The organism is Streptomyces sp. TG1A-60, assembly GCF_037201975.1.
Taxonomy (GTDB): domain Bacteria; phylum Actinomycetota; class Actinomycetes; order Streptomycetales; family Streptomycetaceae; genus Streptomyces.
In genome coordinates this window covers 3,056,792-3,082,588 of record NZ_CP147520.1, presented here as the reverse complement: position 1 = coordinate 3,082,588, position 25,797 = coordinate 3,056,792, and the positions used below count along the sequence as shown (strand labels likewise).

The window sequence follows — 25,797 nt, the reverse complement described above, 5'->3', positions numbered from 1 at the left end:
AGGCCCAGGGCCAAGGCGGGTATAGCCCACTGGGCCCGGTCGGTCAGGTCGGGACGGCTTGTCGTCGCCCGGGAGGCGGCGGTCGTCCCGTCGGTGTAGGCCGGTGAGTCGCCCGACGGCTGCTCGCCACGCGCCGGGGCGCCGGGGGCCATGCCCAGGACTCCCAGGCCGTTGAGCAGCTTCCGCAGCTGCGCAGATAGCGGTAGGTGACGACCAGGCGGTGCTCCTCGCTCAGCTGTTCCAGGGCGCCCAGGAGGGCGACGCGGCGCTCCGTCTCCTGCGCGGCGACCGCGGGGTCGGCCGACAGTGGTATCAGTGGCTCGGCCTCCGCGCAGGCCGCCTCGCGGTCGACCAGGGTGCGCTGGCGCCCGGCTGTCCGCACTGTGTTTCTCGTCTCATTGGCAACGATCGACAGCAGCCATGGCCGGAACGCCGCGCCGTCCCGGAAGCGACCCAGTGAGCGGTACGCCTTGAAGAAGGCCTGCTGCACCACGTCCTCCGCGTCCGCGCCGGCGCCCAGCGCACGGGCCGCCCGCAGCGCGATGCCCGTGTGGGCGCGCACCAGCTCCGCATACGCCTCCGGCTCACCGGCGCGTACACGCGCGATCACCGCGGCCTCATCGACGATGCGGCCCCCCTCCCGCGTTCTCACACAACTGGTACACCGCCCGAGCCGGATCGGTTCCCACCCGTGTCGCATCTGTTTCCGGTCGGTTCCGGAGCGGGCCCGGACACCTGAGAGAATGGTGAGCATGGCCTCTGACCGCCCATCCGTCGCCCACGACCGCCCTCAAGCGGGGCGCTCCGCGCCGCTGCCCCCATTGCGAGTGCTCTCCGGAATCCAGCCCACCGCAGGCTCGTTCCACCTCGGCAACTACCTCGGCGCCGTCCGCCAGTGGGTGGCCCTGCAGGAGTCCCACGACGCGTTCTACATGGTCGTCGACCTGCACGCGATCACCGTCGCGCAGGACCCCGCGGACCTGCGGGCCAACACCCGGCTCGCGGCCGCCCAGCTCCTCGCCGCCGGTCTCGACCCTGAGCGGTGCACGCTCTTCGTCCAGAGCCACGTCCCCGAGCACGCGCAGCTCGGCTGGGTCATGAACTGCCTCACCGGCTTCGGCGAGGCCTCCCGCATGACCCAGTTCAAGGACAAGTCCGCCAAGCAGGGCGCCGACCGCGCGAGCGTCGGCCTCTTCACGTACCCGATCCTCCAGGTCGCCGACATCCTGCTGTACCAGGCGAACGAGGTCCCGGTCGGCGAGGACCAGCGCCAGCACATCGAGCTCACCCGGGACCTCGCCGAGCGGTTCAACGGCCGCTTCGGCGAGACCTTCACGGTCCCGAAGCCGTACATCCTGAAGGAGACGGCGAAGATCTACGACCTCCAGGACCCCACGATCAAGATGAGCAAGTCGGCGTCGACCCCCAAGGGGTTGATCAACCTGCTCGACGACCCGAAGGTCACCGCGAAGAAGGTCAAGAGCGCGGTCACCGACACCGACACGGTGATCCGCTTCGACACCGTGGAGAAGCCGGGCGTCAGCAACCTGCTGAGCATCTACTCGACCCTGACCGGGGCGGGTATCGCGGATCTGGAGCAGAAGTACGTCGGCAAGGGCTACGGTGCGCTCAAGACGGACCTCGCCGAGGCCATGGTCGACTTCGTGGCGCCCTTCCGGGAGCGCACCCAGCAGTATCTGGACGACCCGGAGACGCTCGACTCGATCCTGGCCAAGGGAGCCGAGAAGGCGCGCGCCGTCGCCGCGGAGACCCTCTCCCAGGCGTACGACAAGGTGGGCCTCCTGCCCGCCAAGCACTGAGCCGGACCACTCGCAGCACCTCGGCACCCGAGCGCCGAACGCACCACCGTTCGCACCACCGACAGCGCCGCACATCACTCCCGCTGCGCCTGCCCGGAACACCACCGTGGCCGTACAGTCGATAGCCGGTGCGACCGACAGGGCCGTACGACAAGACGCATGACACGACGACAGGAGATGACGTGGGGACCGTAACGATCGGTGTGTCGATCGCGGTCCCGGAGCCCCACGGCAGCCAGCTCCAGCAGCTGCGCGCGGGCTTCGGCGACGCCGCGGCTCACGGCATCCCCACCCATGTCACCCTGCTGCCGCCGACCGAGGTCGAGGACGCCGCGCTGCCGGCGATCGAGACGCACCTCGTCGAGGTCGCGGCGGCCGGCCGGCCCTTCCCGATGCGGCTGTCCGGCACGGGCACGTTCCGTCCGCTGTCACCCGTCGTCTTCGTACAGGTCGTCGAAGGGGCCGAGGCCTGCACGTGGTTGCAGAAGCAGGTCCGGGATGTCTCGGGGCCGGTGGCGCGCGAGCTGAACTTCCCGTACCACCCGCACGTCACGGTGGCGCACGGCATCTCCGACGAGGCGATGGACCGGGCGTTCGAGGAGCTCGCCGCGTACGAGGCGCAGTGGCCCTGCACCGGCTTCGCGCTCTACGAGCAGGGCGCCGACGGGGTCTGGCGCAAGCTCCGCGAGTTCACGTTCGGCGGGTCCGTCGTCCCGCCGCAGGCGGGGGCGCCGGTCGGGGACACGACGCTTCCGGCGCACTGACGGGCCCGGCGGCGCCGAGGTACGGCAGGGCAGGGCAAGAGAGGGAGCAACCGGATGCGCGGGACCGGCATGGCGCTGCTCGCCGCTTTCACCGTCACCTGCGTCTTCGCCGTGGCCGGATGCGGAGCGCCGGGTGGTTCGGCGGGCGCCGGGGAGCAGTCCGGGAAGACGTCCGGCCCGGGATCCGGTGCGGCGTCCGGCCCGGGATCCGGGGAGTCCGCGAAGAAGCGCATGTCCTGGGCGTACGACCGGATTCTCGACGGCTCCGCGAGCCTCGGGGACATGGCCGTGGTCGCCGAGGACGACATCTGGGCCTACGGGAGCCGGGAGGGCTCGGGCGGGGCGCGGGAGCAGTTCCTGCTGCGCTACGACGGCACGGACTGGCGGGAGCAGCCGCTCCCGGGGGGCCTCGGCACGGACCTGGCGCACGTCCGGCTGGACCCGGTCGGCGCGGCGGGACCGACCGGGTCCGGCGAGGTCTGGCTGACCGCGTCCACCGGCTACGGCGGACAGGGCGGGACACGGATCACTCGCTGGGACGGCGCCTCCTGGACCGCGCTGGAGGCGCCGAGCGGTCGGCTCGTCGACCTCAGGGCCTTCGGCCCGGACGACGTCTGGGTTCTCGCCGGTGAGAACCGGGCCCAGCACTGGGACGGCACCCGGTGGACCGCCATGCCCCTGCCCACCAGCGGTGTCGCGTCCCTCGACGGCATCGCGACGGACGACCTGTGGGCCGTGGGGTACCGGAACACCGACGCGGCGGACGGCGCCGGCGAGACCGAGCTCACCCAGCCCGTCGCCGCGCACTGGGACGGCCGTACGTGGGAGCGCACCGAGACCCCCGAGTACCACTTCCCGGAGCCGGTGCCGCCCGAGCCCGGCGCCTCGCTCGACCTCGTCGTCGCCCTCGCGAAGGACGACGTACGCGCCTACGGGTCGCACTCCTTCAACCACGGTGAGGCCGAGGACGAGCCCGACGACGAGGCGGTACGCATCCGCTGGGAGGGCCGGGAGTGGGTGGATCAGCCGGCCGTCGCGGGGGAGTGCGCCGAGCGGGTGCCGGTGTCGCGGGACGGGGGCAAGGGCCTGTTCCTGGACGGGAATCGGTATCTCGCCGCGGACGGTACGTGCGTCAAGATCACGCGGTCCCGGTTGCCGAACGAGGGCGGGGTCCGCAAGGACTCCCGGCAGTCGCTGTGGCTGGACGAGCTGGCGCGGCTGCCGGGGACGGACCGGGTGATCGGGGTCGGGCACGTGCAGGTCAACCAGAGCGGGAATCCGATGAGCAAGGCCGTCGTGGTGTCGCTCCGGGAGGGCTGACCGTAGCGGGCACGCGCGAGGGGCCACCCCTGTTACAGCGGCAGGCGGCGGAACACCGCCCTCGGCATGTGCCTCAGCGTCGCCATCACCAGCCGGAGCGCGCCCGGCACCCACACCGTCTCCGAGCGCCGTCGCAGCCCCAGTTCGATGGCGCAGGCCACCGCCTCCGGGGTCGTAGCCAGGGGGGCCTGCGGCAGGCCGGCGGTCATGCGCGTGCGGACGAAGCCGGGGCGGACGAGCATGACGTGGACGCCGGTGTTGTGGAGGGCGTCGCCGAGGCCCTGGGTGAAGGTGTCGAGGCCGGCCTTGCTGGAGCCGTAGATGAAGTCGGAGCGGCGGGCCCGCTCGGCGGCGACGGACGACAGGACGACGAGCGAGCCGTGGCCCTGCGTCTGGAGGGCGCGGGCGCAGACCAGGGAGGCCGACACGGCGCCCGTGTAGTTGGTCTGGGCGACCCGCGCGGCGGACACCGGGTCGCGTTCGTCGTTCGCCTGGTCGCCGAGCACACCGAAGGCGAGGAGGACCATGTCGATGTCGCCTTCGGCGAAGACCTTGCCCAGGATCGCCTCGTGGGACTCGGAGTCGAGCGCGTCGAAGGTGATCGTGTGGGTCTCGGCGCCGAGGCCGCGCAGGTGCACGGCCGCGTTCTCCAGGTCCGGCGACGGGCGGCCCGCAAGCCACACCGTGCGGGTGCGGCGGGCGATCAGACGGCGCGCGGTGGCGAGCGCGATGTCCGACGCGCCGCCGAGGATCAGCAGGGACTGGGGGGTGCCGAAGGCGTCCTTCATGACAGCTCCTGGGGTGGGGGACAGGGGTTTTCCGAGAGGCCTGTGCCGGTCTTCCGCGGGTCTCTACAGGTCCAGGCGGCGGGCCAGGTCCGACACGAAGACGCCGCGTGGGTCCAACTCCTCCCGCAGCGCGCGGAACTCGGGCAGCCGGGGATACATCGCGGCCACCAGTTCGGGGCGCAGACGGGCGTCCTTGGCCAGGTAGACGCGTCCGCCGGCCGCCGCGACCTCCTCGTCGAAGCCGTCCAGGAAGGCACCGAGGCCCGGCAGGCCCGCCGGGACGTCCAGGGCGAGGGTCCAGCCGGGCATCGGGAAGGACAGCCAGCCGTCGTCGCCCTCGCCGAAGCGCTTCAGGACGGCGAGGAAGGAGGGGCAGCGGCGCGCCGAGATCCGGCCCACGATCTGGCGCGGCCGGAGAGCTTCCAGGGGCGCGTGGTCGCCGCGCGTGAGGACCCCACGGCCCGTCGACGCGCCGCGGGCGAGCAGGTCGATCCAGGCTACGGAGTAGCGGTGGTGGCGGTCGGTGGCCGTCAGCCGGGCGAGGAGGTCGTCGAGGTCGCCGGCGCGTTCGGTGTCGACGGACATCCAGGCCGTCTCGACGGGAAGGAGACGCACGGCCGCGGTCAGGATGACACCGGTCAGGCCCATGCCGCCCGCCGTGGCGTCGAACAGCGGGGTGCCGGGGACGACCATACGGATCTCGCCGTCCGCCGTCAGCAGTTCGAGGGACAGGACGTGGCGGGCGAACGACCCGGAGACATGGTGGTTCTTGCCGTGGATGTCGGCCGCGATGGCGCCCCCCACGGTCACCTGGCGGGTTCCGGGGGTCACCGGCACGAACCAGCCCAGCGGGAGCAGCACCTCCATCAGCCGGTGCAGGGAGACACCCGCGTCGCACAGGACGGTGCCGTCGTCGGCGTCGATGGCGTGGACGCGGTCGAGGGCCGTCATGTCGAGGACGGCCCCGCCCGCGTTCTGCGCCGCGTCCCCGTACGCGCGCCCCAGCCCCCGGGCGATCCCGCCGTGTGCCCCGCAGGTCCGTACGGCGGTCAGGGCCTCCTCGTACGTACGCGGGCGGATCAGCCGGGCGGCGGTCGGGGCGGTGCCGCCCCAGCCGGTGACGGGTGTGGTGCGGCCGGGGGAGGGGGCGCGGGAGTCGGGGAGGCTGCGGCGGCGTCGGCTGGCATGCCCGCGACCGTATCGCCGCGTACGGGTGTGTATCGGGCGCGGCGGTGCGGCTGCTCGGGCGCCTCACCGAAACGGGTGATTAATGGGATGTCCTCAAGCATGTGCTGGTCGTCGACCTGGCGGTCGTCACCACCGGGTTCGTGATGCTGGCGGTGATCGGCGGGATCGCGCCGGACATCCCGCTCTCGCGCTGGTTCCTGATCACCACCGGGTTCGGCGCGCTGTTCATGGGGGCGGCCGAACGGTACTCGGAGGCCGTGCGGACGGCCGACCGGGCCGGAGCGACACGGTCGCTGCCCACCGAGTACACGGCCGGACACCTGCGCTTCGTGTGGCAGTCGGCCGCCGGGGTCGCCGTGCTCGGCTACGCCGTCTTCGCCGACCGGGGCACGGTGGGAGAGCCCGAGGACGTGGTGCTGCGCGACCGGGCGCTCACCCTCATCGGGGTGGTGTGGCCGACCACGTACTAGCTGGCGGTGGCCGACTGGTGAGCCGCCCCGGCCGGGGGTACTCGGCATCGGCCGACCACAACCGGGGCAGAGTCGGCTCATGGACTGGCTGAAGAAGCTCCCCGGGGTCGGCCCGCTGGTCGAGCGCCTGATGACCACGCACGCGTGGCGCTCGTACGAACGGCTGGAGCGGGTGAAGTGGACGCGGCTGGCCGCGGCGATGACCTTCATCAGCTTCCTGGCGCTGTTCCCGCTGCTGACCGTGGCCGCCGCCATCGCCGCGGCGACCCTCGGCGAGGGCCGGCAGCAGGAACTGGAGGACCGGCTCTCCGAGCAGGTGCCCGGCATCTCCGACGAGCTCGACATCGCCGGCCTGATCGACAACGCCGGCACCGTCGGGATCATCGCCGGCGCGCTGCTGCTCCTCACCGGCATCCGCTGGGTCGGCGAGATGCGGGGCTGTCTGCGCGCGGTCTGGGAGAAACCGGACCCCGACGAGAACCCCGTCCTCGTCAAGGCCAAGGACACGGGCGTCCTGCTCGGCCTCGGCGGCGCCGTCCTCGTCTCCCTGGCCGCCTCCACCGTCGCCTCCTGGGCCGTCGGCCGGTTCGCCGACCAGCTCGGCATCGACAGCGACGGCTGGGGCGGCCTCCTCCTGCGCCACGCCGCCTTCGCGGTCGCCGTCCTCGCCGACTTCCTGCTCCTCCTCTACGTCCTCACCCTGCTCCCCGGCGTCCAGCCACCCCGCCGCCGCCTCGTCGTGGCCGCCCTTCTCGGAGCGGTCGGCTTCGAACTCCTCAAGCTCCTCCTCAGCGGCTACATGCAGGGCATCGCCGCCAAGAGCATGTACGGCGCCTTCGGCGTCCCCGTCGCCCTGCTCCTGTGGATCAACTTCACGGCCAAGCTCCTGCTGTACTGCGCGGCCTGGACGGCGGAGGACAGCAAGGAAGGCGGGGAGACAGAGGATGCCGGCGCGCCGGACGAGACCGGTGGCGCCTGATCGCTTCCGGGTTACTTCCGCCCGCCCAGAGGCCACTTGCGGTTGACCAGGAACACCCCGCCGGCCAGCAGGACCAACACCCCACCGGTGATCCCCAACGCGACCCCCATCCCGCTGGACCCGCCGGCGGCGGACACCGCCACGGACTTGCCGCCCGCCCCGCCGGAGGCGGACGCCGACGCCGTGGCCCCCGGCTGCGCACTCGGTTCGGCATCCCCACCGGAGGTGTCCGCCCCCTTCGGCGGCACCAGCTCGCCCACCGGCGTCACCTTGCCCGCCGCCGAGAACCCCCAGTCGAACAGGCTCGCGGTCTCCTTGTAGACCTGGTTGTACCCGTCCTTCTCCGGATGCATGACGGTGACGAGGAGTACCCTGCCGTCCCGCTCGGCGACCCCGGTGAACGTGGCACCCGCGTGCGTGGTGTTGCCGTTCTTCACACCCGCGATGCCCTGGTACGAGTCGAGGCCGCTGTCCCCGGTGAGCAGCCGGTTGGTGTTCTGGATCTCGAAGGAGGAGCGGCTCTTCTCGCCGTTCTCGCCCTTCTTGGTCTCGCCCGGGAACTTCGCGCGCACGGTGGAGCAGTACTCCCTGAAGTCCTTCTTCTGCAGGCCCGACCGGGCGATCAGGGTCAGGTCGTACGCGGACGACACCTGCCCCTTGGCGTCGTAGCCGTCCGGGCTGACCGCGTGCGTGTCGAGGGCCTGGAGCTCCTCGGCGTGCTCGTTCATGTCCGCGACGGTCTGCTCCACACCGCCGTTCATCGCCGACAGCACGTGCACGGCGTCGTTGCCGGAGCGAAGGAAGACGCCGAGCCACAGATCGTGGACGGTGTACGTCTCGTCCTCCTTTATGCCGACCATGCTGGAGCCCGAGCCGATGTCCGCCAGGTCGGAGGGGGCCACCTTGTGCTTCTCGTCCCTGTTGAACTTCGGCAGCAGCGTGTCCGCGAACAGCATCTTCAGCGTGCTCGCCGGGGCCAGCCGCCAGTGTGCGTTGTGCGCGGCCAGCACCTCGCCCGACTCGGCGTCCGCGACGATCCACGAGCGGGCGCTGATGCCCTTGGGCACCACGGGCGCATCGCTGCCCAGGTCGGCCTGCGTACCCGGCTTGCCCAGCAGTTCGCCGCCGACGGTCGACATGGTCGCCGGGGGAGTCGCGGACGGCGAGACGCTCGGACTCGGTGAGGGCTTCGCCGCGAAGGCCGGGGCGGCCGTCAGCGTCGTCAGGGACGTCAGCGAGAGGGACAGCAGGGTGGCGGAGGTGACCAGCAGCGGGGGCCTGATGGTCTTCTTGGAGGCGGGCACGATCGAGAAAGTACATGGCTTTGACCGGTAAATCCCATCACCGCACTCGGCGGCGCCCCCGTCGCCGCTCACGCCCCCGCTCGCACCCCGGCGCGAGCGGGGTGCGATCGGCGGCGATACTGAACGTATGAAGCTCAGCCGCCCCCTCGCCTGGTTCCTGCTCGCCTTCGGCGTGTGGAGTTGGGTCATCTGGGTCACTTTCATCAGGAACTTGTGGAAGGACGGCAGCGGGCTCGCGTTCGACGACGCGGGTGATCCGACGGCGTACTTCTGGGTGCATCTGACGCTCGCCGTCGTCTCCCTTGCTCTTGGGACGGCCATCGGGGTCATCGGGTTGCGCGCGGTGCGCGCCCTTCGCCGGACCGCGCGACCGGGAGCATGACGTGATGATCATTGTCTTCGTCCTCATCGCCCTGCTGGTGCTGAGCGCCTTCGGGGTGCTGCACTGGTACGCGTGGCGCCGCCTGGTGCGCGACACGACACGCGGGCCGGGCCTCGCCAGACGCGTGGGCACGGCGGTGTTCGTCGCCGGGCCGGTGCTGATGGTCGCCGGGTTCGCCGCCGAGCGCGGTGGCGCCCCCTTCTGGCTGCAGCAGACGCTCACCTGGCCCGGCTTCATGTGGCTCGCCCTGGCGCTGTATCTGCTGCTGGCCCTTCTGGCGGGGGAGCTTGTACGCCCCCTCGTGCGCTGGCTGGTGGCGCGGCGCGCCCCGGCCGTCTCCGCACAGCGGACGGAGGCCGAGACCCGCTCCGAGCCGGTGCCGCCGGTACGGGCGCCGGAGTCGGTCCCGGCGGGCGCCCAGCCCACGGAGGCAGCCGAGCCCGCGACCGCTCGGTCCACGGAGGCCGCCGAGCCCGTGACCGCTCGGTCCGGGGCCGCCGAGCCGGCTCCCGCCGAGCCCGGCCGGCCCGCATCGCCCACGGCTCCTGGATCCCCGGCCTCCCCGGCCGACCCCTCCCGCCGTCTCTTCGTCTCCCGTGTCGTCGGCGGCGCCGTCGCCGCCGCGGCCGTCGGGACCGTCGGCTACGGCACCTACGGCGTCGTACGCGGCCCCAAGGTCAAGCGGGTCACCGTGCCGCTGGCGAAACTCCCGCGCGCGGCCCACGGTTTCCGGATCGCGGTGGTCAGCGACATCCACCTCGGGCCGCTGCTGGGCCGGGGCTTCGCGCAGAAGGTCGTGGACACGATCAACTCAACGCAACCCGACCTGATCGCGGTGGTCGGCGACCTCGTCGACGGCAGCGTGGCCGACCTGGGCCCGGCGGCGGCACCCCTCGCGGGACTCAGGGCGCGGCACGGCAGCTACTTCGTCACCGGCAACCACGAATACTTCTCCGGTGTAGAGCAGTGGGTGGAGGAGGTGCGCCGCCTGGGCCTGGTCCCGCTGGAGAACGCCCGCCGGGAGCTGCCGTATCTCGACCTCGCCGGGGTGAACGACGCCTCGGGCGCGGACCAGGGCCAGGGCCCCGACTACGCCAGGGCGCTCGGCGACCGGGACACCTCGCGGGCCGTCGTGCTCCTCGCCCACCAGCCCGTCCAGATCCACGACGCCGTCGAGCACGGCGTCGACCTCCAGCTCTCCGGGCACACCCACGGTGGCCAGATGTGGCCCATGAACTACGTGGCCCAAGCCGCCAACCCCACCCTCGCGGGTCTCGAACGCTACGGCGACACCCAGCTCTACGTCAGCCGTGGCGCGGGCGCGTGGGGGCCGCCGGTGCGGGTGGGGGCGCCGTCGGACATCACGGTGGTGGAGCTGGCCTCGAAGCAGGCATGACGGACTGTCAGGCGCCATACGGACATCTTCGAGCAACACACTTGCTGACTTCTTTCTGAACTGCACAAAACCTGCCTTCCGTCGGCACAGTCGGCTGTGGTTAGGTGATCCCGCGCCATCACGGAACCACTGTGCGTAGGGCCGGGTGGGGTCCTTGGAAGGGGCGCCGATGCGGTCGGTTCGCTTGCGGATTCTCGCGTCTCTGCTGGTGCTGGCGATCGCGGCGATCGGCGGCTGGCAGTTGCTGGAGGCCCAGCGGGACGAGAACAGGACGATCACCGTCGGGACGACCGACACGGTCACCTCACTCGACCCGGCCGGGGCGTACGACGCCGGGTCCTGGGCCCTGTTCGGCAATGTGTTCCAGTCGCTGCTGACCTTCGAACCGGGCGGCGCCGCGCCCGTCCCGGACGCCGCGCGGAGCTGTGAGTTCGTCGGCAACGCGCTCACCGTCTACCGCTGCACGCTGCGCCGGGGTCTGCGGTTCCCCAGTGGGCGCGAGGTGACCGGGGCCGACGTGAAGTACTCGTTCGACCGGGTCAGGCGGATCAACGCGGACGTGGGCCCCGCCCCGCTGCTCGACACCCTCCAGTCGGTGCGTGCGAGCGGGCTGTCGGTCAGCTTCCGTCTCTCCTCGCCGGACGCCACCTTCCCGTTCAAGGTGGCCACCGGCGCCGGGGCGATCGTCGACCGGACCACGTACCCGACGAGCCGGCTGCGCGCCGACGGCGGCGCCGACGGCACCGGGCCGTACCTGCTGACCTCGTACACGGACAAGCAGGCTCGTCTCACGCCCAACGACGCCTACCGGGGCGTGCCCCGGGACACCGGCAACCCCGTCCTCATGCGCTTCTACAAGGACTCGGCGGCCCTGCGGAAGGCGTGGGAGGCGCGGCAGGTCGACGTCGTCACCCGCACCCTGCCGCCCTCGGTCCTCGCCGGACTGTCGCCCAGCGACCCGGACCAGCGGGTCACGGAGGCGGACAGCAGAGAGACCCGCAACCTCGTCCTGAACGTGCGGGCGGACTCGCCCTTCCACGACCGCCGGGTACGGCAGGCACTGGCCGCGCTGATCAACCGGGAGAAGCTCGTAGCCGAGGTCTACCAGGGCACCGCCGACCCGCTGTACTCGCTGATCCCGGCCGGCATCACCGGCCACACCACCTCGTTCTTCGACGCCTATCCGAAGCCCGACCCCCACCGGGCCCGCGCACTCCTCGACGAGGCGGGCGTGAGCCTGCCCGTCCGCTTCACCTACGGCTACGCGGAGGGCCGGGGCTCGGGCACCGTCGAGGCCGCCGAACTGAAGCAGCAGTTGGAGGAGAGCGGGCTGTTCTACGTGACCACCAGGGCGCACGAGCGGGCCGACTTCCAACGGCGCTATGCCGACGGAAAGTTGGACGCGTACGGCGTCGGCTGGGTCGGTGACTATCCCGACGCCGACACCTTCAGCGGGCCCCTCGTCGGCACCGGCGGCTCCCTGGACAACGGCTACAGCAGCGAGCAGGCCGACCGGCTCGTCCAGGACAGCCGGCGCCACGAGGACCGCAGCCGGGCGGCGGCGGACTTCGGGGAACTCCAGGAGATCGTGGCCCGCGACGTGCCGCTGATTCCGCTGTGGCAGCGCAAGGAGTACGTACTCAGCGGTGAGGACGTGGGCGGGGCGCAGTACCTGTCCGACGGGACCGGTGTCTTCCGGCTGTGGAAGCTGCGATGGATCTGACCGCCAGGCTCTGACTTGCCGGGTCCTGGCCTTTCCCCCGTAGGCCTTACGCCGTTCGCCCGGAAGCGATCACTCCGCTGCTCGCCGCCTGCCCCCGGGCTCCGGCGGCACCTTCGTCATCCCCGGCAGGAAGTCCGTGAACAGTTCGTGCCCGTCGCGGACCAGCGGTCGCAGCACCCGGAACCGTGCCAGGGAGACGCCCCGGGCGGTGAGCCGGGCCCCCCGCTCGGCCAGCCGGTAGCTGCGCTCGCGTCCCTCCGTCCGGTCGAAGACCCAGTACAGGACGAGTCCCATCAGGGAGAGCCACATCAACTCGGGGAGGACTTCCCGCAGTTCGTCCGGAACCTTGGTCCTGGACCCGGCGAGCACCTCCCGGTGGAGGGCGATGGACGCCTCGCGCGGCCCCTCCGACTCGGGTGAGAAGGGGCTGAGGGGGCTGTCCGGATCGGCCGCGTTCTTGAAGAACTGCGCCGCGAACTCGTGGTACGGCTCCGCCACGTCCAGCCACGCCTTCAGCACCCCGGCGATCCGCGCCTCCAGGTCCGTCTCCCGCTCCAGCACCGGCCGGACCGCCGCCAGGTGCTCCGCGCCGATCCGGTCGTAGAACCCCTGGACCAGGTGCTCCTTGCCGGCGAAGTAGTAGTACGCGTTCCCGACGGAGACCCCGGCCTCCTTCGCGATGGCCCGCATCGTCGTCTTGTCGTACCCCCGATCCTGGAAGAGCCTCAGCGCGGTCTCCAGGATGAGCGCACGGGTCTGCTCCGACTTCGCGGAGCCCTTGGGACCCGGCTGCTCCGTGCCGTCCTCGGGGCCGCCGGGCTCCGGGCTGGGGTCGTCGTTCACTGCGGGCACGGGCAGAGCCTAACGAGTCATACGAGTGCCGGCGCCGCGGTGGTAGGGAGGGCGCGACGGCCGCGCCTGCCGAAGGGCGGTACGACTCCGCGCACCGCCGGCCGTACGTCCAGTGCTCCGGCCCGGCCCGGCCGGGCCCGATCACCCGGCGCGCCCCAGTTCCGGCCGTTTGCCGTAGTCCGTGAACCCGATGACGTTCCCCCACGGGTCCGCGAACTCCACGGTCCACCCGGTGACGACGGGAAACGGGGGGTCAAGGGGAGGCACGCCCGCCGCCGCGAGCACCCGCGCCGCGTCCCGCGCGTCCCGCACCTCCAGCCACACCCGCGCAGCTCCCCACACGGGCGGCCGATGCCGCAGCTCCTCTTCAACGCGCAGCAGCAGTCCGGGTGTCTCCTTGCCCACCGTCAGTACCGCGATCCCGGCCTCGTCCAGCCGGAACGCCACGGCGAAACCGGCCCGCTCGTAGAAGGAGACGGCGTCCCCGAGGTCGCCGACCGGGAGAAGCACGTTGTCGAAGCCGAGCAGTTCGTATGACTCATTTGCTGACATGTCATCAGATTAGAGCTTCGGTCGACGGATCCCCGTGAGCGACAACACGCACGGGGCGCGGCCGGGGGACGTCGGACACGCGGAGGAATGACGGGGGCGCACCCTCAGTGTCCGCTTCGGTGTGGCCGGGAGGCGTCGACCAGTTGCCGACCGCCGTTCAGCGGGACCCGGAGGGCCGGGAGGACTGCGGGCCCATGTCGCAGGACATGGACTGACCCGCGTCCGTCGTTCCGCCCCGGCCGCTTCACGGTTCCGCGCCCCGCCGTCTCCCCGTGGCGACGGTGACGGCCGGGGCCGACCGGAACGGAAGCCCCGGGAACGGAACCATGAAGACCGGCTGTCTCCCTCGTGAAGGCGGCCGTATGCTCGCTGTCGTCCTCGGCGGGGCGGTGCTGCTCGCCAAGGACGCGGAGATCACGGATCCGGCGATCCTCGGCCGGCTGTGACGAAGGGCTGTGACTCCGCGCACATGCGAACCTCGGGTGGGACCCGGCCGAAGTAACAACTTCTCTCCGGGCCCTTCCCTCCTGCAATATGACGGACAGCCCATATTCCAGCCGCTCAAGCAATCAACATGCAGGAGTCAGTACCGTGACCGAGCAGCCCCAGCAGCCCCAGCAGCCGGCTCAGCCCCCGCAGCCCGGATACGGGTACCCCGGCAAGGCCCCGGGCCAGGACCCGGGCGCCAACCCGTACGGCGCGCCGCAGGGCGGCTACCAGCAGCCGGGTGCCGCGCCGGGCTACGGGTACCCGCAGCAGGGCGCCCAGCCGGGCTACGGCTACCAGGTGCCTCCGACGCCGGGCGGTGCGTACACGGGCGACCCGAGCGCCCCGTACGGCTACGACCCCTACGGCCGCCCGTACTCCGACAAGTCGAAGATCGTCGCGGGCGTCCTCTCGCTGTTCCTGGGCTCCTTCGGCGTCGGCCGGTTCTACATCGGTCATGTCGGCCTCGGTCTCGCACAGCTCTTCACCTGCGGCGGCCTCGGCATCTGGGCGCTGGTCGACGGCATCATCCTGCTGACGAGCAGCGACACCACGGACTCCGACGGACGTGTCCTGCGTGGCTGAGCGCGGCCTCGCCGCCCTCCGGCACCCGGCGGCGGCCCCCCTCGCGGTGGCCGCCGCCGGGCTGGCGGGCGCCGCGTACCTGTACGGCACGGATCCGCACGAGCCCGGCCAACTGCTGCCCCAGTGCCCGTTCCGCCATGTCACGGGGCTTCTCTGCCCCGCCTGCGGCGGTACCCGCATGGTGTACGACCTGATGCACGGCCAGTTCGGCGCCGCCTGGCACGACAACCGGGTGCTGCTGCTCGCCGCGCCCTTCGCCCTCGCGCTGCTGGGCCGTTGGGCCGTCGAGGGCCTGCTTGGCCGCCGCTGGCGGCCCGAACTGAAGCCCCGCACCCAGGCCTTGATCCTGGGCGTCGCCGTGACGTGGACGGTCGTCCGCAACCTCCGCTGAGACGTGCGGCCTTCGAGCCCGCGAGCCCGCGACCAGGGGGAACCGTCACAGGCGAATCCCCTTCACCTGACTCCGTCGGCCCCCGTAAATCCCTTACGCCCGCTTTAGGTCGTGCAGTTGTAGCAAGTTGGCTGGAATCGGATCACGGAATCGGAACGATCGCCCCGTTCCCCTCCCCTGTGTCCTGCGGGTCTCACTACGCTGCAAGAACGACAGGGGGGATGACGGGGGATCGTCGTGCTCGATCGTTGGCCGGTATTCGCCGTGCCCGATTACTGCCGGTTCTTTGCCGCGCCTTCTCTCCTGCGTACTCCCCCGAGGTAATCCGCCTCGGTATCTCAGTCAGTACTTCCAGGAGTTACATCCATGACCGTCCCCACCCCTGACGCTCCCTTCGGCTACGACCCGCAGGGGCGCCCGTACTCCGACAAGTCGAAGATCGTGGCCGGTGTCCTGCAGCTCTTCCTCGGCACGCTCGGCATCGGTCGCTTCTACGTCGGTTCCGTCGGCGTGGGCGTCGCCCAGCTCCTGACCTGTGGCGGTCTGGGTTTCTGGTCCCTGATCGACGGCATCCTGTTCCTCACGAGCAACGACCGCACCGACGCGCAGGGCCGCGTCCTGCGCGGCTGATCGCGCTGAGGATCACCGCCGACGGGTGATCGACCGAAGGGCCTCGTTCGCCGCGGAGCTTCCCAGGAGCTTCGCGCGGGAACGGGGCCCTCGTCCGTGCGCCGGGAACTCCGTGGCCCGGGAACTCCGTGGCCCGGGAAAGCGGAAGGCCCGCGGGTGAACCCGCGGGCCTTCCGTGCCGACGCTGTCGCGATCAGAAGCGGCGCGTGATGAGCGCCCGCTTCACCTCCTGGATCGCCTTGGTGACCTCGATGCCGCGCGGGCAGGCGTCCGTGCAGTTGAAGACCGTACGGCAACGCCACACGCCGTCCCGGTCGTTGAGGATCTCCAGGCGCTGCTCACCGGCCTCGTCACGCGAGTCGAAGATGAAGCGGTGGGCGTTGACGATCGCGGCCGGACCGAAGTACTGGCCGTCGTTCCAGAACACCGGGCACGAGGACGTGCAGGCGGCGCAGAGGATGCACTTCGTGGTGTCGTCGAAGCGCTCGCGGTCCTCGGCCGTCTGGAAACGCTCACGCGTCGGCTCGTTGGTGTCCTTCGTGATCAGGAAGGGCATCACGTCCCGGTACGCCTGGAAGAACGGTTCCATGTCCACGACCAGGTCCTTGAGGACCGTGAGGCCCTTTATGGGCTCGACCGTGATCGGCTTCTCGGGGTTGATGTCCTTGATCAGCGTCTTGCAGGCCAGGCGGTTCTTGCCGTTGATCCGCATGGCGTCCGAGCCGCAGATGCCGTGGGCGCAGGAGCGGCGGAAGGTCAGCGAACCGTCCTGGTCCCACTTGATCTTGTGCAGCGCGTCGAGGACACGCTCCTTGGGGTCGATCTCCAGCTGGAAGTCTTCCCAGACCGCCTCGGCCGCGACCTCCGGGTTGAAGCGGCGGACGCGGAACGTGGCGGTGATGTACGGGGAGTCGGCGAAGCCCGCCTCGGGCCGGCCGGCGCTGTCCGCCTTGTCGAGGGTGGGAGTAGCCATCAGTACTTACGCTCCATCGGCTGGTAGCGGGTCTGGACGACCGGCTTGTAGTCGAGGCGGACGGTCTCGGAGCCGTCGTCGCCGACCTCGCGGTACGCCATGGTGTGACGCATAAAGTTGACGTCGTCGCGGTTCGGGTAGTCCTCGCGGTAGTGACCGCCGCGGGACTCCTTGCGGGCGAGGGCGGAGACGGCCATGACCTCGGCGAGGTCGAGCAGGTTGCCCAGCTCGACGGCCTCCAGGAGGTCGGTGTTGAACCGCTTGCCCTTGTCCTGGATCGCCACGTTCTTGTAGCGCTCGCGCAGCTCGGCGATCTTCTCGACGGCCGTCTTGATCGTCTGCTCGGTGCGGAACACCATGACGTTGGCGTCCATGGTGTCCTGCAGCTCGCGCCGCAGCTCCGCCACACGCTCGTTGCCCGTGGAGGCGCGCAGCCGCTCGATCTGCTCGACGACCAGCGACTGGGGGTTCTCCGGCAGCTCGACGAAGTCGGCCTTCTGGGAGTACTCGGCCGCCGCGAGGCCCGCCCGGCGCCCGAACACGTTGATGTCGAGCAGCGAGTTGGTGCCGAGACGGTTGGCGCCGTGCACGGAGACACAGGCGACCTCACCGGCGGCGTACAGGCCGGGGACGACCGTGGTGTTGTCGCTCAGGACCTCACCCTCGACGTTCGTCGGGATGCCGCCCATGGCGTAGTGCGCCGTCGGCTGGATCGGGATCGGGTCCGTGTAGGGCTCGATGCCGAGGTACGTGCGCGCGAACTCGGTGATGTCCGGGAGCTTGGCGTCCAGCTGCTCCGGCGGGAGGTGCGTGAGGTCCAGGTAGACGTGGTCACCCTCGGGGCCGCAGCCCCGGCCCTCGCGAATCTCCGTGTAGATGGAGCGGGAGACGACGTCACGGGACGCGAGGTCCTTCATGACCGGCGCGTACTTCTCCATGAAGCGCTCGCCGTCCTTGTTGCGGAGGATGCCGCCCTCACCGCGGGCGCCCTCCGTCAGCAGGATGCCCATGCGCCAGATGCCGGTCGGGTGGAACTGGAAGAACTCCATGTCCTCCAGCGGCAGCCCCCGGCGGTACACGGCCGCCTGACCGTCACCGGTCAGCGTGTGCGCGTTCGACGTCACCTTGAAGAACTTGCCGCAGCCGCCGGACGCGTAGATCACGGCCTTCGCCTGGAAGACGTGGATCTCGCCGGTCGCCAGCTCGTACGCCACGACGCCGGCGGACTTCTTGACGCCGTCGACCTCGGTGATCAGCTGGTCGAGGACGTAGAACTCGTTGAAGAACTCCACGCCGTGCTTGACGCAGTTCTGGTACAGAGTCTGGAGGATCATGTGGCCGGTGCGGTCGGCCGCGTAGCAGGACCGGCGGACCGGGGCCTCGCCGTGGTTGCGGCTGTGACCGCCGAAGCGGCGCTGGTCGATCGTCCCGCCGGGCGTGCGGTTGAACGGCAGGCCCATCTTCTCCAGGTCCAGGACGGAGTCGATGGCCTCCTTCGCCAGGATCTCGGCGGCGTCCTGGTCGACCAGGTAGTCACCGCCCTTGACCGTGTCGAAGGTGTGCCACTCCCAGTTGTCCTCCTCCACGTTGGCCAGCGCGGCGGCCATGCCGCCCTGCGCGGCGCCCGTGTGGGAGCGGGTGGGGTACAGCTTGGTCAGCACGGCGGTGCGGCTGCGCTGGGTCGACTCGATGGCCGCGCGCATACCGGCGCCACCTGCGCCGACGATGACGGTGTCGTACTTGTGGATTTTCATGATCGGTTACCTCAGCCCCGTGCCTAGCGGATGTTCGGGTCGAAGGTGAAGATCACCAGCGTGCCCAGCAGGATGGTGAACACCGTGGCGGTGTACAGCAGGCCCTTCAGCCACAGGCGCGTGTTCGGGCGCTCGGCGTAGTCGTTGATGATCGTCCGCATGCCGTTCGCGCCGTGCAGCATCGCCAGCCACAGCATCAGCAGGTCCCAGGTCTGCCAGAACGGCGAGGCCCAGCGGCCCGCGACGAACGCGAAGCCGATCTTGGAGACGCCGCCGTCGAGGACGAGCTGGATCAGCAGGTGGCCGATGACCAGGACGACCAGGACGATGCCGGACAGCCGCATGAAGAGCCATGCGGCCATCTCGAAGTTGCCGCGGGTCGACCTCGGGGTCTTCTTGGTGCGCTTGCGGGGCGGCTCGATGACGGGAGCCGGGTTGTCGGGGCTGTAGCCCGACGTCCCGCCGGTGCCCTCGACGGGACCGATGCCGGACGCGGTGGTCTCAGTGGTGGCCATGGGTGTCAGCTCCCCCACACTTCACGGACGGCGTGGCCGAGGACGGGGTACAGGGCCCCGATCATCAGCACGAGCCAGATACCGACGACGGTCCAGAGCATCTTCTTCTGGTGGCGGGGGCCGTTCGACCAGAAGTCGACGGCGACGACCCGAAGACCGTTCAGCGCGTGGAAGAGGATGGCGGCGACGAGGCCGTACTCCAGCAGCGCGACGATCGGCGTCTTGTAGGTGGCCACGACCTTGTCGTAGGCGTCGGGGGACACACGGACGAGAGCGGTGTCCAGCACGTGTACGAACAGGAAGAAGAAGATGAGGACGCCGGTGACTCGGTGAGCCACCCAGGACCACATTCCTTCCCGGCCGCGGTACAGCGTTCCAGCCGGCACGGAAGAACCCTCCGGGAGCGGGGATTGGGGCCGGCCGGCTTTCTTGTCGGTCTGACCCGGCCGGGTACGGTCCACCGGCCCCGGCCATGGTAGCGACGTGTGCCTGCGGCGCTTAAGCCGGGAGGGTTGGTGTGATCAAACTGGCATACAAAGGTGCTCGTAAGGGTGAGTACCGGGCGGCATCCGGGGCGGGGGACGGCCCTGCGTTGCCGGGCGCGGGTTGTGTGGGGCCTGGCACGCGGTCCCCCGCGCCCCTGAAGACACCCTAAGGACGGCCCTTCGGGCCGGTCAGGTGGGTGATCAGGCGTTGTCCGGCCAGGCGCCGGAGTTCTTCCGCCACCACCACCCGTTCCTCCTCCGGGTCGTTCGCCAGACGTGACCGGATGCCTTCCAGGGCGCGGTCGAGGAGTTCGGCGGGGTGGGTGCCGTCCAGGGAGATGACGAAGACGTGGCCGAAGCGGGCCTCGTAGGCGGCGTGGGCGGCGTTCAGGGCGGTGTGGGCCACGCCGTAGATGTCGTCCGGGAGCGTGGGAAGGGTCTCGCCGGCGAGGGCCTCCGCCAGGTCGGCTGCCGTGAGGTCGTAGGCGGCCTCGTCGGAGGCGGCGAGGAGGGCGTCCAGGTCGGGATAGGGGCGGTGGTCGGTGAGGCGGTGGGCCCAGCGGAGACTGCGCAGGCAGGTGAGGAGGGCCTCGCGGGTGGTGTCCGCGGGGGCGTGGTTGAACTGCTCCAGGGCCGACGGTCCGGGGGTGCGGGCCTGCTCCGGTATGGCGACCCGGCCGGGGAGGTGGGGGAGACGGTGCGGAGGCAGCGTGGATCCTCGGCGGTGCGTAGAGGAGGGCAGGGCAGGCCGTGCGACATGGGCCACGACGTTATCGAGGCGGGTCATGAGATGTCCGTTCGATGCCCGGATTTCACCCGGACGGGAGAGTTTCGGAGCCTGTGGTGGACGGGTGGGGCGGTGGGACGTCGTAGGTTCGAGGAGAGGGCTCGGGAGAGAGCCGGGACGGAGACCGGGGGAGAGGCGCGGGCGAGAGGTGTGTGAGGTGTGGTGGATGCTGACCGGGAACGGGACCGGGGACCCGTCGTGAACCGTGGCCGACGCAGGGCTCCCCGCAGGAAGACGGCGATCACGTCGAAGGGGTTGCTCCTGGGCGCGGGAGTCGTCCTCGCGGGCGGCGCGGTCGCGGTGGCCGTGACCGTGTGGCCGGGCGGCGACACCCGGACGCCGAGCGGGGCGGGGCCCTCGCCGGAGGGGTCCGGGACCTCGCCCTCCGCGTCCCCCTCGCCCTCGCGTTCGTATCCGCTCTCGCAGGAGCCCCGGACCATCCCCGCCGTACGGCGGCACGAGGCCGCCCGGGGCCCCGGCTGGAAGCCCGCCGAAGGGGCCCGGCTCGTCGTACGGGACGAGGCGCTGGCCGACGAGGGGCGGCTGACCGCCGGGGAGCTGGGGCTGGACTACGCGGGTCAGGCGCGGCCCCGGGACGGGGACGTGGAGCTGGCGCTCACCGGGGCGGGGGAGTCCGGCTCGGAGGCGTACACGCTGACGGTGAAGGACCGGCGGGTGCGGATAGCCGCGCCCGCCGAGGCGGGCGTCTTCTACGGGACCCGCACCCTGAAGCAGGAGGTGCGCGACGGCGGTACGGCGCCGGAGGGCGTCGTACGGGACGAGCCGGCCAAGCCGCAGCGCGGGTTCATGCTCGACATCGCGCGCAAGCACTTCACGGCGGGCTGGATCGAGGACCGCGTACGAGAGCTGGGCGACCTCAAGTACAACCAGCTCGGGCTGCACTTCTCCGACGACCAGGGGTTCCGGATCGAGTCCACGACCCACCCCGAGGTCGTCTCCGACCAGCACCTCACCAAGGCCCAGGTGCGGAAGATCCTGGCCCTGGCGAAGAGCCGGCACATCGAGGTCGTACCGGAGATCGACTCACCCGGGCATCTGGGCGCCGTGATCGCCGGCAACCCCGGGCTCCAGCTGGTCGACGCCCAGGGTGTCGCCGCCCGTGGGGCCGTCGACATCTCCGATCCCGAGGCCGCCGAGGTCGTCGACGAGCTGCTCGACGAGTACGCCGACCTGTTCGACGGCGCGTACTGGCACCTCGGCGCCGACGAGTACCGGGCGCTGATGGTGTCGAACCCCGAGGCGTCGTATCCGCGGCTGGCCGCCGCCGCGCGGGAGAAGTACGGCCCCGGCGCGACCGTCGCCGACCTCGCGACCGGGTGGCTGAACGACCGGGCCAAGGTGATGCGCGGGCACGACCGGACCGTACGGGCCTGGAACGACGGCTTCTTCCGGGGCGGGACGGTCCAGGCGGACCCGGCGATCCAGGTCGCGTACTGGACGGGCAAGGAGATCGGGGCCCGGCAGCCGGCCGAGTACCTGAGCGCCGGGCGCCAGGTGATCAACTACAACGACGAGTACCTGTACTACGTCCTCGGCGAGCCCAACCAGTTCGTCTACCCGACCGGGCAGCGCATCTACGAGTCGTGGACGCCGAGGGTGCTGCGCGGCACGACCGCCGTCCCCGCGCGCTACGACGACCAGATCCTCGGCGGTGTCTTCGCCGTCTGGTGCGACCTCGCGAACCGGCAGACCGAGGCACAGGTCGCGGCGGGCGTACGGATGCCGCTGCGGGCGCTGTCGCAGAAGCTGTGGGATCCGGCGAAGCCGGGGACGAGCTGGGCGGAGTTCCAGGAGCTGGCGGGGCGGGTGGGCTGAGTCCGGCGAGGCCGGTGACCGGGTGGACGCGCGGGGTGGGGAGTGAGCACGGCCTCACCGTCGAGGACTACTTCCTCGAACCGCGCGACGCCGCCGAGCGTGCCGTCGCCTGGGCGGCTGAGGCGGAGCGGATCGTCGTCGAGCAGGCGTTGGTCGATGTGCTGACCTCGGAACCTGGACCGGTGGACCCGTTGGCTGAAAACATTCTCTTCCGGTTGCTCGACCGGCTCGGGGTCGTGCCGCTGTGACACTCCCGGGTCGTCGCACGCAGTAAGGGGAAGTGTGGGCTCCGTATAACCGGGGCGTGGTCGAGCGGGATCTAGGGGGAGGCGTGATGAGCCTGGTGGAGCTGATGGCCCAGGCCGACGAACGCGGTCTGGCGGCAAGCGGGTTGGCTTGTCTGGACCGTTGCGTACCGCTTCTCGGGGGCGACGACGAGGTGCTGCGTCCGCTGTGGGCGGGGTTGGTGGACGACGGGGAGGGGTGGGGGGAGAGTGTGGCTAAGGCGCGGGGCGAGTTGGCCTCGGCCTCCTCCGGCGGGGACGAGGAGATCGTCGTGCTCGCCCGTCGGATGCTCGACGCGGTTCCCGTGGAGTGGTCCGGTGGCGGGCTGCGGGAGTGGGCCGACGTGTGTTCCGTCTCCGCCCTGCGGATCCATCAGCTGCTCGACCCGCTGGACGCCGGGGGTGACGCCGCCGTGACGGCCTGTCGGGAGGGCCGTACCGAGGACGTCTCCCATCTGGTCGCCGCGGAACTGCGTCGTCAGGTCGTGGTGTTGGAGCTGCTCGCGCAGCACGGCGCGGCGGGGGTCCGGCAGGCGCTCGGTGTGGCCACGGAGGGGCGGCGGGTGCTGCGGGCGGTCGTGTCACGGCGGGCGCGCGGGGCGCGGCGGTAAGTCGGGTCTTCTGAGCGGGTCCTGTGGGTGTCCTGGGGCCGGGGTGTGGTGGTCCTGCGCCGGTGTCGCGCACGGTGGCGAATTCGTGTGACGCGCGCGGTGGGGCGGGCGCTGTCCCCAGTGTGAGCGCACAGCAGACATTCAGTTCGGTCAGTACGTCCAGTGGCTCCCGTGCTTCGGGGAGCCTCGGGAACCGGTCAGGGAGTGCGGCGAAACCCGTTCGGTGGGCAGCCGACTCGGTGGCGATGATGCGGGAGGGGGCGCGTGTGCGTCTCGACTACTCGACGCAGAGCCTGTGGCGGGTGGACCGGATGATCGAGGAGATACGGCGGGAAGGGGCGCCGTTCGCCGCGGTGGAGGGTGTGCTGCGGGGGTTCGGGGCGTACGGGGGAGAGGTCGTGGTGCGGTGGGCCGGGGGTGAGTGGGTCGAGTCGGGCGGGGGGTACTGGGTGCGCGCCAGGGACGGCCGCTTCTGGGACCCGTTCGACGAGGCCCGGCGGTGCTACCTGGGCGACGGGTCGCTTCGGCTGCTGTGCCGCGACGCGATGTCCTTCGGCTGACCGGGGGAGTTTCTCGCCCCCGCCGCCCCTTCCCGTCCCAGGGGCTGACGCCCCTTCGATCCCGGCGGGAGACCTCGGGGGATCGGTTCGCCGGCGGGGTGCGGGTGCGTCGGGATTGCTCGCGCGGTTCCCCGCGGCCCTGAGAAGCGGGGGCTGGTGCTCCGCCTTCGTGGAGCGGGCCGTGGACCACCCCTCGGAACACGTGGGCGGTGTCGTGTACTTCCACTTCCACGTGCTGGAGCAGCTGCCGCCGAGCGGTACGTCGCGGCGGTCCTCCCGCTCATGGGCGGGCGCACCCGCAGGCGCACCATCGAGATGCCCGACTCGCACGAAGCCGTCGTTCCGGGCGCCAGTGGCCGGTGGCGTCGTCCGCCGGGGGCGGTTGACTGTGACACTTCCGCGGGGCCCGGCGCAGATGACCATGGAGGCTTGGCGGTGGCCGGGAAGGTCCCCGGGAACGCGATCCCGGCCTGACGTGGCACTGTCCCGGACGGCTCGGGCCCGTCGTCCGGATCATGCCGACCTCGGGCTGCGGTTCCTGACGGCCGCGGATGCGCGTGCCGAGCCCCGCGGCCCAGGCAGGATCCGAACGACGGGCCCTGAGGGGTCCTTGCGCTATGAGCGCCTGATGAGGTCGCGTGGTCTGGTGCCGTGCGTCGCAAGGCGTCGGAGGGCCCTCGGCGGGGGCCACTCCCGCGCGAGCGAAGTCGAGCGTGGGGGAGGAGCCACCAGGACTCTCCGGCGACGCGGCGAGGCGCGGTGCCAGACCGCTCGCCCCGTGCGCTCACAGCGCAAGGACCTCCAGGCCAGGGAGGGGAACCGCGGCGCGTGCAGGCGTACGACGGGGAACTGGGCGCGGCCGTCGCGCGGGCGCAGGCCGGGGACGAGGCCGCGTTCGCGGTGGCGTACCGGCTCGTGCAGCCCGGTTTGCTGGGGTATCTGCGCGGCATCGTCGGGGACGACGCGGAGGACGTCGCGTCGGACGCCTGGCTGGAGATCGCGCGGGACCTCGGGCGGTTCAAGGGCGACGGGGCGGGCTTCCGGGGCTGGACCGCGACCATCGCCCGGCACCGGGCCCTGGACCATCTGCGGCGCCAGAAGGTCAGGCCCCGGGCGACCGCGCTGGAGAACGACCTGCTGGAACTGCCCGGCGCCCACAGCACCCACGACCAGGCCCTGGAGTCGCTCTCCACAGAGCAGGCCCTCGCGCTCGTCGCCCGGCTGCCCCGTGACCAGGCCGAGGCGGTCCTGCTGCGCGTGGTCGTCGGCCTCGACGGCCCCGCCGCCGCCCGCGTCCTGGGCAAACGCCCGGGCGCGGTCCGTACGGCCACCCACCGGGGGCTGAAGCGACTCGCCCAGCTTCTCCGGAGTGAGGGTGTGACGGATGACGGCCCCCGGACGCTGGGGGAGTCGAGATGACCGACAGTGACGACGGCCGCCACGGCCGCCACAGCCGCCACGGGCACCGCGGGTATGACACCGGCGCAGAGTACGGCGACAGGGAACGACGCGGGATGCCCTCGGGCAGGGGTGGAGTCGGACGTGGGTGCACGGCGCCACAGCGGAGGTCCGGGCGATCGGTGCCGGGGCATGAGCGACGTTCCTTCCGGCGACCCTGTTCCTTCCGGTTCCGGCGCCCCCGTCTCCGTCGACGCCCTTCTCGCCGCCGCCGCCGTACGCGGTCGTGCTGCGGCCGACAGCGAGGGCGAGGCGCGGGCGGTGGCCGCGTTCCGGTTGGCCCGGGAGCAGGGGGCGCGCACCGCCCGTACCCGGTGCCGGGACGACTGGCGGCCGAACCCGCGCCGCCGCGTCCAGCTCTCCCTGCGCACCACCCTGGTCGTCCTGTTGGCCGGCCTGGCCCTCGGCGGAGTCGCGTACGCGGCGATCGGCCCGGCCCCGCGCGACGACGGCACCGGCCGGAACCACGAGGCCCGGGACCGCGGCGGGCAGGCAGGACGCGTCGAGCGGGCAGGGTGAGTCGGGAGCGTCGGCCGGGTCAAGGGCCTCGGGTGAGCCACCGGCGTCGGACGGGCCGGCCCGGCCCGAGGGGGCCGGGAGGGCGGGCGAGGCCCGGGAGAAGAAGTAAGGCCGGAGTGCTCGCAAGACCCCCGTACTCGCAAGACACCCGGCCGACTCCGCCGATGGCGACGGTCGGGGCCGCCACCCCCCACAGGAGAGGCCCCGACCGTCGACCGGTACGGGCCGCGCGGCGGCCCGTACTCCCTACAGCGCCGCGACGACGTTTTCTGTCACACCTGTCCGCATCACGAGTCAGTTGCATGTTCTACGGACGTGGACGGTCAGCGGTTTCAGGCCGTAACGTGCCTTTCGCGCCGGATCGTGGTTGGCGGAAGACCACCGC

The 25,797-nt window shown here is 71.4% G+C and carries 26 protein-coding genes and 2 pseudogenes; 17 read left to right on the top strand and 11 right to left on the bottom strand.

Going from position 1 to position 25,797, the window contains the following annotated elements; genetic code table 11:
• Nucleotides 1–43 precede the first annotated feature (43 nt).
• Nucleotides 44–610, bottom strand: coding sequence for a sigma-70 family RNA polymerase sigma factor (locus WBG99_RS12790; protein WP_338896453.1), 567 nt, complete (start codon nucleotides 608–610; stop codon nucleotides 44–46).
• A 142-nt stretch (nucleotides 611–752) separates the two neighbouring features.
• On the opposite strand from WBG99_RS12790, the gene trpS reads away from it, so the two are divergent.
• The 3 genes from trpS to WBG99_RS12775 all read left to right on the top strand — a co-directional run bounded on the left by trpS (nucleotide 753) and on the right by WBG99_RS12775 (nucleotide 3,904).
• Nucleotides 753–1,820 (top strand): tryptophan--tRNA ligase, encoded by a 1,068-nt coding sequence (trpS, locus tag WBG99_RS12785; protein WP_338896452.1) that lies wholly within the window; start codon nucleotides 753–755, stop codon nucleotides 1,818–1,820.
• A 182-nt stretch (nucleotides 1,821–2,002) separates the two neighbouring features.
• Entirely contained in the window at nucleotides 2,003–2,584 is a 582-nt protein-coding gene (locus WBG99_RS12780; RefSeq protein WP_338896451.1) for a 2'-5' RNA ligase family protein, read from the top strand.
• A gap of 54 nt (nucleotides 2,585–2,638) precedes the next feature.
• On the top strand, nucleotides 2,639–3,904 hold the full coding sequence (locus tag WBG99_RS12775; protein ID WP_338896450.1) for a hypothetical protein: 1,266 nt from the start codon (nucleotides 2,639–2,641) through the stop codon (nucleotides 3,902–3,904).
• A 32-nt stretch (nucleotides 3,905–3,936) separates the two neighbouring features.
• On the opposite strand, the gene WBG99_RS12770 is transcribed toward WBG99_RS12775, so the two are convergent.
• Both WBG99_RS12770 and WBG99_RS12765 read right to left on the bottom strand, forming a co-directional pair.
• Nucleotides 3,937–4,692 (bottom strand): decaprenylphospho-beta-D-erythro-pentofuranosid-2-ulose 2-reductase, encoded by a 756-nt coding sequence (locus WBG99_RS12770; protein ID WP_338896449.1) that lies wholly within the window; start codon nucleotides 4,690–4,692, stop codon nucleotides 3,937–3,939.
• Between the two features lie 63 nt (nucleotides 4,693–4,755).
• Complete coding sequence (locus WBG99_RS12765) at nucleotides 4,756–5,775, bottom strand: FAD-binding oxidoreductase (RefSeq protein ID WP_338900320.1); 1,020 nt, start codon at nucleotides 5,773–5,775, stop codon at nucleotides 4,756–4,758.
• A 197-nt stretch (nucleotides 5,776–5,972) separates the two neighbouring features.
• Between WBG99_RS12765 and WBG99_RS12760 the strand changes: the two are divergent.
• Together WBG99_RS12760 and WBG99_RS12755 are read left to right on the top strand one after the other, a co-directional pair.
• A pseudogene (locus WBG99_RS12760) lies at nucleotides 5,973–6,350 on the top strand (decaprenyl-phosphate phosphoribosyltransferase); the annotation flags it as partial.
• Between the two features lie 79 nt (nucleotides 6,351–6,429).
• Nucleotides 6,430–7,329, top strand: coding sequence for a YihY/virulence factor BrkB family protein (locus WBG99_RS12755; RefSeq protein ID WP_338896448.1), 900 nt, complete (start codon nucleotides 6,430–6,432; stop codon nucleotides 7,327–7,329).
• An 11-nt stretch (nucleotides 7,330–7,340) separates the two neighbouring features.
• On the opposite strand, the gene WBG99_RS12750 is transcribed toward WBG99_RS12755, so the two are convergent.
• The gene (locus WBG99_RS12750; RefSeq protein WP_338896447.1) at nucleotides 7,341–8,633 is read right to left on the bottom strand and encodes a D-alanyl-D-alanine carboxypeptidase; all 1,293 of its coding nucleotides are present in this window, start codon (nucleotides 8,631–8,633) and stop codon (nucleotides 7,341–7,343) included.
• Between the two features lie 127 nt (nucleotides 8,634–8,760).
• Between WBG99_RS12750 and WBG99_RS12745 the strand changes: the two genes are divergently transcribed.
• From WBG99_RS12745 to WBG99_RS12735, 3 genes are all read left to right on the top strand, one after another.
• A complete protein-coding gene (locus tag WBG99_RS12745) occupies nucleotides 8,761–9,015 on the top strand; it encodes a hypothetical protein (RefSeq protein WP_338896446.1) in 255 nt (84 codons plus the stop codon).
• Between the two features lie 4 nt (nucleotides 9,016–9,019).
• The gene (locus WBG99_RS12740; RefSeq protein WP_338896445.1) at nucleotides 9,020–10,411 is read left to right on the top strand and encodes a metallophosphoesterase; all 1,392 of its coding nucleotides are present in this window, start codon (nucleotides 9,020–9,022) and stop codon (nucleotides 10,409–10,411) included.
• Nucleotides 10,412–10,580: 169 nt separating this feature from the next.
• On the top strand, nucleotides 10,581–12,134 hold the full coding sequence (locus tag WBG99_RS12735) for an ABC transporter substrate-binding protein (protein WP_338896444.1): 1,554 nt from the start codon (nucleotides 10,581–10,583) through the stop codon (nucleotides 12,132–12,134).
• A gap of 69 nt (nucleotides 12,135–12,203) precedes the next feature.
• Here the strand turns inward: WBG99_RS12735 and WBG99_RS12730 are convergent, their stop codons facing one another.
• Complete coding sequence (locus WBG99_RS12730; protein WP_338896443.1) at nucleotides 12,204–12,986, bottom strand: TetR family transcriptional regulator; 783 nt, start codon at nucleotides 12,984–12,986, stop codon at nucleotides 12,204–12,206.
• A gap of 141 nt (nucleotides 12,987–13,127) precedes the next feature.
• Nucleotides 13,128–13,538 (bottom strand): VOC family protein, encoded by a 411-nt coding sequence (locus WBG99_RS12725; protein WP_338896442.1) that lies wholly within the window; start codon nucleotides 13,536–13,538, stop codon nucleotides 13,128–13,130.
• A gap of 591 nt (nucleotides 13,539–14,129) precedes the next feature.
• Here WBG99_RS12725 and WBG99_RS12720 point away from each other — a divergent pair.
• The 3 genes from WBG99_RS12720 (at nucleotide 14,130) to WBG99_RS12710 (ending at nucleotide 15,630) form a co-directional block, all read left to right on the top strand.
• Complete coding sequence (locus WBG99_RS12720; RefSeq protein WP_338896441.1) at nucleotides 14,130–14,609, top strand: NINE protein; 480 nt, start codon at nucleotides 14,130–14,132, stop codon at nucleotides 14,607–14,609.
• Nucleotides 14,602–15,000: a DUF2752 domain-containing protein gene (locus tag WBG99_RS12715; protein ID WP_338896440.1), complete on the top strand. Its 399-nt coding sequence runs from the start codon at nucleotides 14,602–14,604 to the stop codon at nucleotides 14,998–15,000. Before WBG99_RS12720 ends, WBG99_RS12715 begins: the two co-directional genes overlap by 8 nt.
• Before the next feature lie 366 nt (nucleotides 15,001–15,366).
• On the top strand, nucleotides 15,367–15,630 hold the full coding sequence (locus WBG99_RS12710; protein ID WP_338896439.1) for a TM2 domain-containing protein: 264 nt from the start codon (nucleotides 15,367–15,369) through the stop codon (nucleotides 15,628–15,630).
• A 193-nt stretch (nucleotides 15,631–15,823) separates the two neighbouring features.
• Here the strand turns inward: WBG99_RS12710 and WBG99_RS12705 are convergent, their stop codons facing one another.
• From WBG99_RS12705 to WBG99_RS12685, 5 genes are all read right to left on the bottom strand, one after another.
• Entirely contained in the window at nucleotides 15,824–16,603 is a 780-nt protein-coding gene (locus WBG99_RS12705; protein WP_338896438.1) for a succinate dehydrogenase iron-sulfur subunit, read from the bottom strand.
• On the bottom strand, nucleotides 16,603–18,357 hold the full coding sequence (gene sdhA / locus WBG99_RS12700) for a succinate dehydrogenase flavoprotein subunit (RefSeq protein WP_338896437.1): 1,755 nt from the start codon (nucleotides 18,355–18,357) through the stop codon (nucleotides 16,603–16,605). The genes WBG99_RS12705 and sdhA overlap by 1 nt, the downstream gene beginning before the upstream one ends.
• A gap of 23 nt (nucleotides 18,358–18,380) precedes the next feature.
• A complete protein-coding gene (locus WBG99_RS12695) occupies nucleotides 18,381–18,872 on the bottom strand; it encodes a succinate dehydrogenase hydrophobic membrane anchor subunit (RefSeq protein ID WP_338896436.1) in 492 nt (163 codons plus the stop codon).
• A 5-nt stretch (nucleotides 18,873–18,877) separates the two neighbouring features.
• Entirely contained in the window at nucleotides 18,878–19,258 is a 381-nt protein-coding gene (sdhC, locus tag WBG99_RS12690; protein ID WP_338896435.1) for a succinate dehydrogenase, cytochrome b556 subunit, read from the bottom strand.
• A gap of 265 nt (nucleotides 19,259–19,523) precedes the next feature.
• A complete protein-coding gene (locus WBG99_RS12685) occupies nucleotides 19,524–20,144 on the bottom strand; it encodes a 2-oxo-4-hydroxy-4-carboxy-5-ureidoimidazoline decarboxylase (RefSeq protein WP_338896434.1) in 621 nt (206 codons plus the stop codon).
• Nucleotides 20,145–20,399: 255 nt separating this feature from the next.
• Between WBG99_RS12685 and WBG99_RS12680 the strand changes: the two genes are divergently transcribed.
• From WBG99_RS12680 to WBG99_RS12655, 6 genes and pseudogenes are all read left to right on the top strand, one after another.
• The gene (locus WBG99_RS12680; protein ID WP_338900319.1) at nucleotides 20,400–21,980 is read left to right on the top strand and encodes a glycoside hydrolase family 20 protein; all 1,581 of its coding nucleotides are present in this window, start codon (nucleotides 20,400–20,402) and stop codon (nucleotides 21,978–21,980) included.
• Nucleotides 21,981–22,018: 38 nt separating this feature from the next.
• Nucleotides 22,019–22,228, top strand: a pseudogene (locus tag WBG99_RS12675) (hypothetical protein); the annotation flags it as partial.
• Between the two features lie 86 nt (nucleotides 22,229–22,314).
• Nucleotides 22,315–22,875: a hypothetical protein gene (locus WBG99_RS12670; protein WP_338896433.1), complete on the top strand. Its 561-nt coding sequence runs from the start codon at nucleotides 22,315–22,317 to the stop codon at nucleotides 22,873–22,875.
• Nucleotides 22,876–22,997: 122 nt separating this feature from the next.
• Nucleotides 22,998–23,435, top strand: coding sequence for a hypothetical protein (locus WBG99_RS12665; RefSeq protein WP_338896432.1), 438 nt, complete (start codon nucleotides 22,998–23,000; stop codon nucleotides 23,433–23,435).
• Between the two features lie 759 nt (nucleotides 23,436–24,194).
• Nucleotides 24,195–24,854 carry an RNA polymerase sigma factor gene (locus tag WBG99_RS12660; RefSeq protein ID WP_338896431.1) on the top strand — a complete coding sequence of 220 codons (660 nt, stop codon included), beginning with the start codon at nucleotides 24,195–24,197 and terminating at the stop codon, nucleotides 24,852–24,854.
• Between the two features lie 171 nt (nucleotides 24,855–25,025).
• Nucleotides 25,026–25,412 (top strand): hypothetical protein, encoded by a 387-nt coding sequence (locus tag WBG99_RS12655; protein WP_338896430.1) that lies wholly within the window; start codon nucleotides 25,026–25,028, stop codon nucleotides 25,410–25,412.
• Nucleotides 25,413–25,797 lie beyond the last annotated feature (385 nt).